Origin of the sequence: Iningainema tapete BLCC-T55, assembly GCF_014698965.1 — a bacterium.
Taxonomy (GTDB): Bacteria; Cyanobacteriota; Cyanobacteriia; order Cyanobacteriales; family Nostocaceae; genus Iningainema; species Iningainema tapete.
In genome coordinates this window covers 1-13,268 of the sequence record NZ_JACXAE010000065.1, presented here as the reverse complement: position 1 = coordinate 13,268, position 13,268 = coordinate 1, and the positions used below count along the sequence as shown (strand labels likewise).

Annotated in this window: 11 protein-coding genes; 8 read left to right on the top strand and 3 right to left on the bottom strand. The window is 41.7% G+C overall.

The features are described 5' to 3' along the window. The first annotated feature begins 259 nt into the window (after positions 1-259). From ICL16_RS19465 to ICL16_RS45755, 4 genes are all read left to right on the top strand, one after another. The gene (locus ICL16_RS19465) at positions 260-1,303 is read left to right on the top strand and encodes an IS630 family transposase (protein ID WP_190830900.1); all 1,044 of its coding nucleotides are present in this window, start codon (positions 260-262) and stop codon (positions 1,301-1,303) included. Between the two features lie 38 nt (positions 1,304-1,341). Beyond that, positions 1,342-2,613 carry a glycosyltransferase gene (locus ICL16_RS19460; protein WP_190830898.1) on the top strand — a complete coding sequence of 424 codons (1,272 nt, stop codon included), beginning with the start codon at positions 1,342-1,344 and terminating at the stop codon, positions 2,611-2,613. A gap of 224 nt (positions 2,614-2,837) precedes the next feature. After that, the gene (locus ICL16_RS19455) at positions 2,838-3,236 is read left to right on the top strand and encodes a hypothetical protein (RefSeq protein WP_190830896.1); all 399 of its coding nucleotides are present in this window, start codon (positions 2,838-2,840) and stop codon (positions 3,234-3,236) included. 225 nt (positions 3,237-3,461) lie between these two features. After that, positions 3,462-3,686, top strand: coding sequence for a type II toxin-antitoxin system VapC family toxin (locus tag ICL16_RS45755; protein ID WP_238360849.1), 225 nt, complete (start codon positions 3,462-3,464; stop codon positions 3,684-3,686). A gap of 171 nt (positions 3,687-3,857) precedes the next feature. Here the strand turns inward: ICL16_RS45755 and ICL16_RS45750 are convergent, their stop codons facing one another. Further along, positions 3,858-4,034, bottom strand: a complete 177-nt coding sequence (locus ICL16_RS45750; protein WP_238360848.1) for a hypothetical protein — start codon at positions 4,032-4,034, stop codon at positions 3,858-3,860. Positions 4,035-4,065: 31 nt separating this feature from the next. Beyond that, positions 4,066-5,646: an MFS transporter gene (locus ICL16_RS19440; protein WP_190830893.1), complete on the bottom strand. Its 1,581-nt coding sequence runs from the start codon at positions 5,644-5,646 to the stop codon at positions 4,066-4,068. Positions 5,647-6,169: 523 nt separating this feature from the next. Here ICL16_RS19440 and ICL16_RS19435 point away from each other — a divergent pair. The 3 genes from ICL16_RS19435 (at position 6,170) to ICL16_RS19425 (ending at position 11,087) form a co-directional block, all read left to right on the top strand. Continuing rightward, on the top strand, positions 6,170-7,156 hold the full coding sequence (locus ICL16_RS19435) for a helix-turn-helix transcriptional regulator (RefSeq protein ID WP_190830891.1): 987 nt from the start codon (positions 6,170-6,172) through the stop codon (positions 7,154-7,156). A 167-nt stretch (positions 7,157-7,323) separates the two neighbouring features. Beyond that, positions 7,324-9,912 (top strand): TonB-dependent siderophore receptor, encoded by a 2,589-nt coding sequence (locus tag ICL16_RS19430; RefSeq protein WP_202895621.1) that lies wholly within the window; start codon positions 7,324-7,326, stop codon positions 9,910-9,912. 338 nt (positions 9,913-10,250) lie between these two features. Further along, entirely contained in the window at positions 10,251-11,087 is an 837-nt protein-coding gene (locus tag ICL16_RS19425) for a DUF4351 domain-containing protein (RefSeq protein WP_190830902.1), read from the top strand. Here ICL16_RS19425 and ICL16_RS19420 read toward each other — a convergent pair. After that, the gene (locus ICL16_RS19420) at positions 11,079-11,465 is read right to left on the bottom strand and encodes a hypothetical protein (RefSeq protein WP_190830886.1); all 387 of its coding nucleotides are present in this window, start codon (positions 11,463-11,465) and stop codon (positions 11,079-11,081) included. The genes ICL16_RS19425 and ICL16_RS19420 overlap by 9 nt on opposite strands. A gap of 170 nt (positions 11,466-11,635) precedes the next feature. Between ICL16_RS19420 and ICL16_RS19415 the strand changes: the two genes are divergently transcribed. After that, positions 11,636-13,195 carry an ATP-binding protein gene (locus ICL16_RS19415; protein WP_190830884.1) on the top strand — a complete coding sequence of 520 codons (1,560 nt, stop codon included), beginning with the start codon at positions 11,636-11,638 and terminating at the stop codon, positions 13,193-13,195. Positions 13,196-13,268 lie beyond the last annotated feature (73 nt).

Here is a 13,268-nt window from a genome sequence, read left to right as displayed (position 1 = left end):
TTCATTGGCGACTACTTCTGACACAGAACCTGCATGAACTCTTTCCCTGACTGTCATCCACAAAATTAACATACTAGGTTTCCTCGTAAAGAAGGTGCGAAAAATGACTGTTACGAGGTGTTTACAAAGATGGTGGCACGAGGGATTGCAGATAGTTTGGATGAGTTGCTATACTTTGCACGGTCAAAGCTTGCGCTTTTTAAAGCTTGGTTGTATGCTAGTCAGAAATAGCATAGGACTCCTAAGTTTAGCGTAATTAATGATACACATTGAATTTACTGAAGAGGAAAAACAGGCTTTATACTACCAGCGATTTCATCATCCTCATCCACGAGTTCAGTTAAAAATGGAAGTTCTTTGGCTTAAATGCCAAGAATTTCCTCATAAAGAAATTTGTAAATTAACAAAAGTCTCCTCCAATACTTTACGAAGCTATTTAAAAGATTATCAACTCGGGGGAATAGAAAAATTAAAAGAAATAAACTTTGCGCGTCCCAAAAGTGAATTAGAAGAATATCGAACTACCCTAAAAGAGTATTTTCAAAAAAATCCACCAGCAACTATTAATCAAGCTATAGATGAGATAGAATCTTTAACAGGAATTAAACGCAGTCCCACGCAAGTAAGGAAGTTTTTAAAGTCTATGGGGATGCGTTGTTTAAAAGTAGGATTTATTCCTTCAAAAGCTGACTCTGAAGAGCAAGAAGAATTTAAGCTAAAAAAGCTAGAACCAAAACTAGAAGAAGCAAAAGCAGGTAAAAGAGCGGTGTTTTTTGTGGATGCTGCTCACTTCGTCATGGGAAATTTTCTTAATTTAATTTGGTGTTTTCAAAGAGTATTTATTAAATCTCCTTCGGGTCGGAAACGTTTCAATGTTTTAGCAGCATTAAATGCACTTACTCATGAAGTTATTACTATAACTAATGATACTTATATTACTGCAACTCAAGTTGGTGAACTGTTGCAGAAGCTAGCAGACTTAAAACTGACTGTTCCTATAACTTTAGTTTTAGATAATGCTCGATACCAAAAGTGTAAGTACGTACAAGAATTAGCTGATTCATTGGGCATAGAGTTACTTTATTTACCGCCATATTCTCCTAATTTAAATTTAATTGAGAGGCTCTGGAAATTCGTTAAAAAGAAATGTTTATATGCAAAGTATTATGAAGAATTTTCTCAATTCTCAGGGGCAATATCTGATTGTCTTAATTTAGCTCATATTAAGTATAGTAAAGAACTCAAGTCTTTGCTCACTCTACGATTCCAAAATTTTGACAAAGCTCAAATTATGACCGTGTAAAGTATAGCAGATTGTGAAGTGACGATAGATGAATCCAGATGAGTAAAATTATTTTAACAACGTTCGGTTCGCTCGGTGATCTTCATCCGAAGGTTGCCTTGGGATTGGGCTTGCGCGATCGCGGTCATGATGTTGTGTTTGCCACGCACAAAGAGTACCGCACCAAGATAGAATCATTAGGGTTCGAGTTTCACGCTATACGTCCAGATAATACTGCGCTAGAAGATGCCGAAATCATGGCACGCATGATGGACGCAAAAAAAGGAACGGAGTACGTAATTCGCGATTGGATCTTCGCTAATTTACGCGAAACTTATACCGACTTGATGAATATTGCTTCAGGAGCAGATTTTATTGTTGCAGGTGATGGTGTTGTTGCTGCTCGGTTGGTTGCAGAAAAGCTGGGAATGAAATGGGCTTTTTGCGCTCTATCACCAGCTTCCTTCTGCTCGGCTTACGATCCACCTGTATTGCCGATTTTTTCCATTCTGTCAAAGTTTCGTCCCTTGGGGTTAACTGTCAATCGGGCAGTCATGAACTTTGCTAGGTGGGTAAGTAGTCCTTGGGTACAACCAATGTATCAACTACGGCAAGAACTCGGATTACCACCTGTTGGGCATCCAGTGTTTGAAGGAAAATATTCACCTTATCTGGTTCTGGCACTTTTCTCATCTGTTCTTGCTAAACCGCAACCCGATTGGGCACCGAACACGGTGATTACAGGATTCACTTTCTACGACGGCAAAAAAGAAGGGACAGGATTACCTGTAGAACTCCAACGTTTTTTAGACGCAGGTGAACCTCCCATTGTTTTCACGTTAGGTTCCGCAGTTGTACGGAACCCAGGAAGTTTTTACTTAGAAAGTATCCAAGCAGCGCAACAGTTAAATCGCCGTGCTGTTTTACTGATGGGCAAAAATCCATCGCCGAAAGATTTACCGGAAAGCATCATTGCAGTTGATTATGTACCATATTCAGAAATCTTTCCTCATGCTTGTGCGATCGCGCATCAAGGAGGAATTGGCACAACTGCCCAAGCATTACGTTCTGGACATCCAACCTTAGTGATACCATATAATCATGACCAGCCTGATAATGCTGCACGAGTCGAACGATTAGGAACCTCGCGTACAATTCAACCCAAAAGTTATACGACTAAACGAGTTGTAAAAGAGTTGAGCTTGCTGAACAATTCAAGGTACACAACTTCATCAGCAGAACTTGGGCGCATTCTGCTTGCAGAAGATGGTGTGCGAGTTGCGTGTGATGAAATTGAAAAGCAACTTAACGACTCTCCAGTCCGAAGATGAGCAATTGCGGTTTAACTATGCAGCTCTGCATACTTAACGCTTATGGATCAGTTACTACCATGTCCACATTAGAGCAGATTTCATGTGTGTGAGGTACACTTACTTGTAAGGTGACTGGTAGCATTGACAACTTCTTTCATTACCGTGTCTAATATGATGTTGCGAAAGTGCTACAATAAATGCAACTTCATTTACAATTAAAGGAAATATGCTTAAAAATCGTTATGAATTCCTTCTCATCTTTAACACCACAAACTAAAAACCAAGACAATAGCGAAGTATTAGTAAACGTTATTGTTAAACAAGGTAGTGATGGGAGAACAATTGCGCTCGTTCCAGGTTTACCAGAACTACAAGTAGAAGCAAGCGATACTCCTTCGGAGTCACTTCGTGAACGCGCAACAGCCCTAAGCCAAATTCAGCTACAACTAGAAACCCATTTAGCAGGAGCAGAAATTGTTTCTTTACCTGTCAAATTACCATCTCTTGAGCGGAAAAATCCTTGGTTAGAAATGGCTGGAGTTTTTAAAGATGACCCACAATTTGAACAAATGCTCGAAGCTATTGAAAACTATCGACACGAATTAGATAAAACGATAGAAGATGATTCCTCACAAAAGTAGGATTATATTTGCTTAGGTAGAAATCAGATGACGCGATGGGTGCTTGATACTGACCATATTTCCCTACTACAAAGAGGTGATCCAGTTGTTATTAGTAAAGTAGCTACTATCAATTATGCAGAAATTTCAGTAACAATAATAACTATTGTAGAGCAGATGTAGGGTCGTTTAGATGTTATCAAACGAGCAAAATCAAAACAAGAATTAGTTAGAGCTTACGCTTTATTGAAAGAAACATTTAATCGGTTATGTCAAGGGAATATTCTTGATTTTAATGAAGCCGCATTTGATATTTATAACGAATTACGTGCAGCAAAAATTCGTATTGGTACACAAGACTTAAGAATTGCAGCCATTGCACTTTCTATCAGTGCTACAGTGGTAACGCGCAACCGTAAAGATTTTGAAAAAGTTCCTGGTTTGAAAATTGTGGATTGGTCGATACCTTAAGACTTTGGCGATCGCATTTATTGGGTTGAAGGGAGAATGCGATTAGAGAATCAGGATTAGAAATAATAGCTTTAGCATTTGCACCCAAACGCGGGTTCCCTTCAAGAAACCAGATGAGAGCATGAGTGTCGATAACATATTTCATACATTATTAAGTAATTTATGACCAATCTAGGTAATCTCTTTATCTCCATGAAATTCAGCAATCCTCAAATCCTCTTGTGTTGATTGTTTATTCCCAGAAAACATCCCGAATTTCATCAGGGCGATCGCAACTCTGAATTTTTGGTTTTCTTGTGGTGTAACTCGTCTTGCTCTGTCAAAAGGAAACTCAGATTCCTGACTCATATTGTTTACACTCCCTTGATTTCTATATCGGTTAGGTATGTTGCTTTTTCCTGTTAGCAATCATTAGGGCGGCAATCATCGCACTTGCCAACGCCAACCCAAAGGCGATAAACATAACTAAGCGAAAGCTATCTACGAATGCAAGAGCGATCGCTTGCTTTAACTGTGTACTAACCTCAGCACTCACACTACTTGGAACTTCAGCACCCGCTAGCTTGATGCGTTGGTTATCCAGCAGTTTTTGCACTTCGGTTGGAATGTTTAACCTTGTCAAACGTTGATCCAAACTGCGATTAAAAGTATTAAAGACAAAGATATTCAGAACTGCGATTCCCAACAACCCAGCAGTGCGTGCCACAGCATTGTTAATTCCCGAAGCGATCCCCGCTTGGCGCTGCTTCACCGTGTTCATCACAGTTGTTGTTAATGGAGCAACGCTAATTGCCATACCCAAACCTAACACTAATATGGCGGGGAAAAACGTTGTCCAATAACTACCACCAACTCCTGGTAAGGCAAACAAGGCGAACCCAACAGCAGCAATTATTGGACCAATTGTCAAGGGTAATTTTGCACCATAGCGACTCACCAACCCTCCAGACCAACGTGACAACACAAACATGATTAAAATAAATGGCAGGAATACTGCCCCAGCAGCCGTAGCTGAGTAACGCTGCACCTGAATTAAATTGAACGGAACAAAGTAAAACACCCCACCCAAAGCTGAGTAAAGCAGCAGTGTGAGCAAGTTTGCGCCGCTAAAAGTGCGCGATTTAAATAAAGATAATGGCATCATCGGGGCGCGGTTGTTAGCCTCGACAAAAATAAACGCGCTGAGGATAAGTGCGCCAACTATCAAGCAACCTAGAACCAGGGGATGAAGCAATCCTAAGTGAGAAGATTCAATTAGTCCGTAGACAATCGTCCCTAAACCAAGAGTAACTAGAGCTGCTCCCCACCAGTCAAGTCTTGCCGATTCTTCATCGCGGCTTTCTGGTACTTGCCACAATAAAATACTTAGCACAATTACAGCTAGTGGCACGTTAAGAAAAAATATCCAGCGCCAAGAGACATTTTCCACTAACCATCCACCGAGAACAGGACCTAGTGCTGAGGTAATAGCTGTGAAACCTGACCAAGTACCTATTGCTTGTCCACGTTGTTCTGTGCTAAACGAGGCGCTGATGATTGCTAAACTACCCGGAACTAGCAACGCACCGCCTATGCCCTGAACTGCTCTGGCAATAATTAGCTGATTTACATTTGGTGACAAACCGCACCATACTGAGGCTAAAGCGAACAGAACAATACCGATGGCAAAAATCAGTCGCCTTCCGAAGCGATCGCCCAAAGATCCACCTACCAAAATCAATGCTGCCAGAAACAGCGCATAAGACTCAACTATCCACTGTACATCAGTTGTGGTTGCATTCAACTGTGATTGCAATACTGGAAGTGCCACATTAACCACAGTACCATCAATCATCGCCATGCTCGAACCTAGGATTGTTGCTGCTAGCACCCAGCGTCCCACATTTCTAGAGCAGGGAGAAATGCATGGTGCTGAGCGAATCACTGCTTCATCGCAAGGCTGTTTGATGATGTTAGCCATTTTGAGCTAAAAATAACGCTATTACCAAATTCTACCGCTGGCTGCTTGTTTCACATATTTGTTTTTTTGTCAATAATTATCTACTCAATTTCTTCCAAAACACACTTATATGGGAGTTAAACCACAGATTAACACAGATGCACACCGATAAATAATCTGTGTTAATCTGTGTACATCTGTGTTTATAAATATTTATTTATTATACTTCTACAATCAATCTACGAGTAAAAATTGTTTATGACTCTAGCAGATATTTCTAATCTATGGGTTCCTTTAGCACTTTTAGGTTTGATAGTCATTGCTGCTGTGTTTTTCACTCGTAGCAGCTAATTTCTCCCAGTTCGCCCATTTTTTGAGGAGTTAGGAAAAAGTGCAATTTTCGTCGCTGACTAACTCAGGTAACAAATACATCAAAAGTATGGCTATCTAGCAAGGCTAAAAGTTCCCTTTCAATCAAGAGTCAGGGTCAAATTGCAGTAAAATTATTGAAAATCTATATCATTAATTTTGACTTCTAGTAATTATGACCATTACTCTGATGGAGAAAGAGTGCAGTGAACTGTGGGCAGAAGCTGAAATAAACAGCCAGCAAAACCTAGAATTTGATGAATTCATTTATCAAGTACCCAGGCAACTCGGTACAGGTTATGCGCGAAGCATGGAAGTGCATCCACATCTGTGGCTGTCGATTTTTGACTATGAATATCATGATAATATCCAGGTTAAAACCCTCGATTACAATCATCCTCTGGAATTTGCCGTTTACTTCTCAGGTATTCAAACAGATGAATATGGAGGACTGCTTGATAAAAAACATACGCTGATTTCTGGTAGTGGTGTTCAACGAGGAATGATATTTGAGTGCCATTCGTCCCAGAGGTTTGTGGGTGTTGGTATCAATATGCAGCCAGAGTTATTAAGAACCTTTTTCCCTACAAAAGATGGCGAACTTATCCCACAGTTGAGCTTACTGGCAAAGGGTAATGACTTGCAGACATTACTTTATCCTCAAATCACACCTGTAATAAAAGGGGTAGTAGAGCAAATCATTAACTGTTCTTACACAGGGGTGATGAAGCAGATGTTTTTGCAGGTGAAAGTACTCGAAATGATCGCGTTGCAGTTAGCTCCGATAATTACCGATTTAGGTGGAGTGCAACTACAACCGCGATTTAGAGCTGGAACTGTCGAGAAAATATATCAAGCCAGAGAAATTTTACTTTCTCGTCTGGAAAATCCACCATCATTATTAAAATTAGCACAAATGGTAGGGGTGAGCGATCGCACTCTCCAACGTGGTTTCCAGCAACTCTTTGGCAATACTGTATTTGGTTACTTGACAGATAGACGCATGGAACGAGCAGAACGCTGGCTGAGAGAAGGCGATCATACAGTGCTAGAAGTGTCTATTATGACAGGTTACTCCAATCCCACACATTTTAGTGCTGCTTTTAAACGTAAATTTGGCATCTCTCCCAGTCAGTGCTTATTGGGGAAAAAGTCTGTTTGACGATGATTAGTTCTGTCTTGGGGTAGACGCGACTCATCAAACTCCTCTAATCTACATTTCAAATTTATTCATAAAACTTCTCGATAAAGAGAGTTTTGGTTATTGGAGTGTGGGGGATTATTGTGAGGATTCAGCGGTTGTTGTCTAGTATTTGCTTGTGGTTGGGGATGAGTTTTTTGCCATTGTTGATAGCACAATCTGTACAGGCTCAAGTGAAAGAGAATGACCAAGCAGCAATTACGCGCATTCCTCGACTGAGTGAAGTTAAACTTCCAGCCACAAATGTTAATGGGTTGCTTTCGCAATCGCCAACCCCACAAGCAACTCCTGCATCAGGAATTGTACCAATAACTTCCGTGAAAGCGAATCCCACTGATAAAGGTGTGGAGATAATTTTAGAGACAACTCAAGGCACTCCACTGCAAGTCACAAATCGCAGTACTGGTAATAGTTTTATTACAGATGTTTCTGGCGGACAGCTACGTTTACCTGATGGCAATGCTTTTACATTTCGTTCAGAAAAACCAATTGAGGGAATTACTGAGATATCAGTTACGAATATTAATGCAAATACTGTACAAGTGACGGTGGTAGGTGAGAAGGCTTTACCAACAGTTGAGTTATACGATGATGATGGAGGGCTAATTTTTGCGGTAGCATCACAGGCAACGGCGACACAGCCCCAAGCACCACAAGCCCAAGAAAAACCAGCACTCCCACCACAAGAGGAACCATCAGCGCAGCAAGATGAGCCAATTGAATTGGTGGTAACAGGGGAACAAGATAGTTATCGCCTACCTGATGCCACTACTGCTACCAAAACCGATACTCCCCTACGCGATATTCCTCAATCCATTCAGGTCATTCCTCGCCAGATTATTCAAGACCAAAATATTACTCGTGTCGGTGAAGCAATCAGAAATGTCAGCGGTGTGCAAAGAAGTTCTGCGTCTGCCGGATCATTTGACATCTTCGTCATTCGCGGTTTTAGCAGTGGACGCGAAGGTATTCTGAGAAATGGGTTGAGAGATAGGAGTAATACAGGTACGCCATCTGAAACGGCTAACTTTGAGCGCATCGAAGTTCTCAAGGGACCTTCTGCGGCGCTGTATGGTCAGGGTGGGCTAGGCGGCACGATTAACTACGTCACCAAAAAGCCGTTGCGAGATCCGTTCTATGCCGTAGAAGGAATGATCGGCAATTTTGATTTTTACCGTGGTGCGATCGACCTTTCGGGTCCGCTGAATGGTGATAATACACTGTCGTATCGCTTGAATGTTGCCGCAGAAACATCCGGCAGCTTTATTGATTTGCTTGAAACACAGCGTTACTTTGTTGCACCCGTTTTAACCTGGCAGATTGGCAAGAACACGACACTGACCTTTGAAGCGGAGTATTTAAACAGCCAAGAAAGCGGTGGTAATTTAGGGTTGCCTGCTGAAGGAACCGTGCGATCAAATCCAAACGGCAAAATTCCTTTGAATCGCAGTACTGTAGAACCCTACAGCAAAAACAATCGCTATACCTATCGAGTTGGCTACAACTTCGAGCATCGGTTTAGTGACAACTGGCAGGTGCGAAATGCTTTTCGGGCTACATGGGTTGATGTTTTTTCAACGTTTGTCCTCCCAATTGCCCTATCACCAGATCAACGTAGGGTGGAGAGAATTCTTAGCAATTACCCAGACAGTTTGCCGGAACGCTACTATGCATTGGATACCTATGTTGTTGGTAAGTTCAACACTGGCAGTGTTCAACATCAATTGCTCACGGGTGTCGATCTGTTTAGATCGTTTCAACCTTCCTATGAAGGTTTTGATCGTGAAGTTCCTGACCTCGACCTGTTTAATCCTGTATACAGTCGCTCTCCGGGAGCAGTTCTCTCCAGTTTCCGATCAAGCGATACGACAAGGGATGCACTGGGCATTTACATTCAAGATCAGATCACATTGGCAGATAATCTCAAAGTACTGTTGGGTGGACGCTTTGATATTTTGAGTGAGAAGCAGGAACCTTCCAATGCTGAAACCACCTTTCAACAAAATGAAGGGTTCAGTCCGCGTGTGGGTATTGTCTATCAACCCGTTCCAGCTATTTCGCTTTACGCTAACTACAGTCGCGCCATCACTCAAGTGGTTGGCACTACGTTTGATCGGCGCTTGTTTGAGCCAGAACGCGGCACTCAGTACGAAGTTGGTGTTAAAGCCGATTTAAGCAGTAGACTGTCTGCAATCCTGGCATTCTATGAAATCACCAAGTCCAACGTTCGCACGAATGACCCCAGTAATCCGCTGTTTTCCATCCAAACCGGAGAACAACGTAGCCGAGGCATTGAGTTTGATATTACGGGTGAAATTCTGCCCGGTTGGAATCTAATTGCTGCTGCTGCTTACACTGATGCTCGTATTACTGCCGATAATACCTTTGCGGTTGGCAATCGCATCAATAACGTGGCTGAATTTACTGCCAGCTTGTGGACAACTTACGAACTGCAAGAAGGTCCAGCAAAGGGCTTGGGCGTTGGGGTGGGGTTGTATTACGTGGGTGATCGACAAGGCGACCTGGCAAATAGCTTCACCCTACCCAGTTATTTTCGCACCGATGCCGCTATTTTTTATAAGCGAGGGCAGTTCCGAGCGGGAATTAACTTCAAAAACCTGTTTGACATTAATTATTTTGAATCGGCTGATGGTGACGTGTATGTTTATCCCGGTGCGCCATTCACAGTTCAAGGCACGATTTCGTGGCAGTTTTGATAATAATTTGTAGATATAGCTCATGAAGCTACTCGAAATAATCCAATAAATGTTGGTATGTAAAGCGAGGCATTGCACAGAAGTGAGCGAGCATCGGCAAAAGGCGGCGCTAGCGATCGCTTCCGTGTTTAATAAAATGTAAACTGACAAGTGAGATGTTACGAGGGTGAAAGGCGCTCACTCCAGAGCGCTTGTTCTTCATACACTTTTATGCGTTGCCCTTTGGGGTTGCCGTAGGCATCGCCCCAGAGCAAAAACTCGATGCAAGCGATTCGCCCAGCATACCAGCATTCACTCTTATAATAACAAAGTCTCGCCAGATGACTATCTATAGATCGATGTCCTTTGATAACCTGTGCAAACTACTTTCGGAAAAACATCCCGCCACCTTTGCTAGTTGGGTATTAGGAACACAGCAAACAAACGTGAAAGTCCTCAAAACCGAATTGAGTATTGAACCGATTCGTGCTGATTATGTCACATTCCTACAACTGGAAGGACGTATTCTCCATCTGGAATTTCAGACCAAACTTGAATCCACACCACCTCTTCCCTTGCGCATGCTCGATTACTGGGTGAGGTTATATCGTTTATATCGTCTACCAATCACCCAAGTTGTTGTCTTATTGCTTCCTCCAGCGCCAGAAACAGTAATCGAAACTGCCTTTAGTGTTGAAACCACCCGTCACGAATATCGTGTAATTTGCATGTGGGAAGAAAATCCCCAACTGTTCCTCAACGACGAGGCTTTGTTACCCCTAGCACCACTAGCAGCAACCACCCAACCCCAAGCTTTATTGCAGCAAGTTGTGGAACGAGTCAATCAAATAAAGCCACAACAACGAGGGGAAATTTCCGCTTACACCCAAATCTTAGCGGGATTAAAATACAAAAAGGACTTGATTAGAAACTTATTTCGGGAGGGTATGATGCGCGAGTCAGTAATTTATCAAGAAATTCTTGCTGAAGGGGAACAAAGAGGAGAACAAAGAGGAGAACAACGAGAACGATCGCTCATTCTCCGACTGCTAACTCGCCGTGTGGGAGAATTACCCCAACAGGTACAATTGCGGATTGAAACTCTCTCTATTGAACAATTAGAAAATCTTGGAGAAGCATTGTTAGATTTTCAGGCAATCACAGATTTAGAAACCTGGTTTAGTACATTAGAGTGAGGACTGATAGTGTATTAACTTTCTCACCTCTTCGGGCTGCAAACCTAACTCTTTGCTAATTGCTGCTTCAACTTGAGCGAATTCTGTAAAGGGGAACTCAAATTCTAGTTCTTTTAACGCCGAGGAAGCTGTTTTGACGTAAACGCTTGAAGTACCTTGACGTTGATTTATTTTTGCTTTGATAGACAGTACAATTATCTTAGGCTTTGCCAATTTTGTTTCAACTCTAAGATACCTCGTTGATTGATCGGGACGACTCAATATTCCATCCATAATTAATCCGCCTCCTACCCAAAAAGCTAGTCCAAGCAAGGGTAGGGGTAACCAAAACTCTAATCCTAAAGAACGTAAGATCTGAAACCATTTCGATTGGTGCATAAGTTAAACAAAAAGTTTAAGTATTTTTATTAATTCTTAAATATCCCAAATTAATCTCAAGTTATTGACTTTCTACTTTTTAGTTGTTATTTTCACCAGATTTTTGGGAAGAATAATCGGAACACTGACTGTTGCTCTAAACCTAATTTATAGCTTAATTTTGTCATCTTATGCTCAAACTTCCCGGGTATCAAATCGGCGCTCAAATTTACGAAAGCACAAATTCTCTGATTTTACGCGGCTATCGAGAAACAGACGAACATCCTGTGATCCTCAAATCGCTCAAGGATGTCAATCCTACTATAGAACGTATAGCATGGTATCGACGGGAATACGAAGTTACCCGAAATTTGCATCTGTCGGGAGTAGTACAAGCTTATGCTCTTTTAATCGATCAACAGCACCTAGTCATGGTACTCGAAGACTTTGGCGGTGAGTCTTTGGCGAAGTTGAAATTGGCAGGTAAATTGTCGTTAGAAGCTTTCCTCAAGTTAGCCATCTCCATTACAGACACTCTAGGTCAAATCCATGCTGCCAATGTCATCCACAAAGATATTAACCCATCCAACATTGTTTTGAATCCAAACACCGAACAAGTCAAAATTATTGACTTTGGTATTTCAACGGTTTTATCACGGGAAACCCAGGGCTTCAAAAATCCCAATGTTTTGGAAGGAACCATCGCCTACATTTCTCCAGAGCAAACGGGGCGAATGAATCGCTCGCTTGATTATCGCAGTGATTTTTACTCTTTAGGAGTAACATTCTATGAACTGCTGACTGGGCAATTGCCCTTTCAGGGGGAGGATGAGCTGGCAACACTTCACTACCACATTGCCAAACAACCCTTATTTCCTCATAACGTTGCACACATAAATGGTCAACAACCCATACCTCCTATTCTATCTGACATTGTACTAAAGTTGATGGCTAAGAACACAGAAGACCGCTATCAATCTGCTGATGGCATCAAAGCAGATTTGGAATACTGTCTGCATCAACTGCAAACTAATGGTGTCATAGAAGCTTTCCCCCTAGCTCAGCACGATGTCTGTGACAAATTTAGCATTCCTGAGAAATTATATGGTAGGGAATTAGAAGTTGCTACCTTACTGGCTGCATTTGAGCGCACGAGTGATACTAGACAAGGGGGCAGCACTGAGATGGTAATAGTTGGTGGATATTCTGGTGTGGGTAAATCCGCCCTCGTCAATGAAATCCACAAACCTATTACCGCTAAACGCGGCAACTTTATTTCTGGTAAATACGATCAATTCCAGGGCAATATTCCCTATGATGCTATTGCCCAAGCCTTTAATGACTTTTGCAATCAATTATTAACAGAAAGTGAAGCTGTCTTAAGACAGTGGCAGGACAAAATTCTTGCTGCTGTAGGAAATAACGGACAAGTTCTGATTGATGTGATTTCTAATTTAGAATTAATCATTGGTAAACAAATTCCTATTCCATTTAGTGCGCAAGAAGCTCAAAACAGGTTTAATTTAGTATTTCAAAAGTTTATTAAAGCGATTTGTCAGCCCGAACATCCCTTGGTACTATTCATTGATGATTTGCAATGGGCAGATAGTGCATCGCTCAAGCTGCTCAAAACTATTATGAGCGATCGCCATATTCAAAATTTACTTATTGTTGGCGCTTATCGAGATAATGAAGTAACGGTTACACATCCTTTTATTATTGCTGTTGAGGAAATCAAGAAATCAGAGTAACTTTTCACTCCCCCCCCATTAGCAAGATGACTTGTGAGTTAGTAAAAGAATAAAAATGATTCGAGTGTGAGCG

Bases quoted from the DNA above. Each gene is read 5' to 3' on its own strand.
- ICL16_RS19465 (WP_190830900.1), top strand. From the start codon at position 260: ATGATACACATTGAATTTACTGAAGAGGAAAAACAGGCTTTATACTAC.
- ICL16_RS19460 (WP_190830898.1), top strand. From the start codon at position 1,342: ATGAGTAAAATTATTTTAACAACGTTCGGTTCGCTCGGTGATCTTCAT.
- ICL16_RS19455 (WP_190830896.1), top strand. From the start codon at position 2,838: ATGAATTCCTTCTCATCTTTAACACCACAAACTAAAAACCAAGACAAT.
- ICL16_RS45750 (WP_238360848.1), bottom strand. From the start codon at position 4,034: ATGAGTCAGGAATCTGAGTTTCCTTTTGACAGAGCAAGACGAGTTACA.
- ICL16_RS19440 (WP_190830893.1), bottom strand. From the start codon at position 5,646: ATGGCTAACATCATCAAACAGCCTTGCGATGAAGCAGTGATTCGCTCA.
- ICL16_RS19435 (WP_190830891.1), top strand. From the start codon at position 6,170: ATGACCATTACTCTGATGGAGAAAGAGTGCAGTGAACTGTGGGCAGAA.
- ICL16_RS19430 (WP_202895621.1), top strand. From the start codon at position 7,324: ATGAGTTTTTTGCCATTGTTGATAGCACAATCTGTACAGGCTCAAGTG.
- ICL16_RS19425 (WP_190830902.1), top strand. From the start codon at position 10,251: ATGTCCTTTGATAACCTGTGCAAACTACTTTCGGAAAAACATCCCGCC.
- ICL16_RS19420 (WP_190830886.1), bottom strand. From the start codon at position 11,465: ATGCACCAATCGAAATGGTTTCAGATCTTACGTTCTTTAGGATTAGAG.
- ICL16_RS19415 (WP_190830884.1), top strand. From the start codon at position 11,636: ATGCTCAAACTTCCCGGGTATCAAATCGGCGCTCAAATTTACGAAAGC.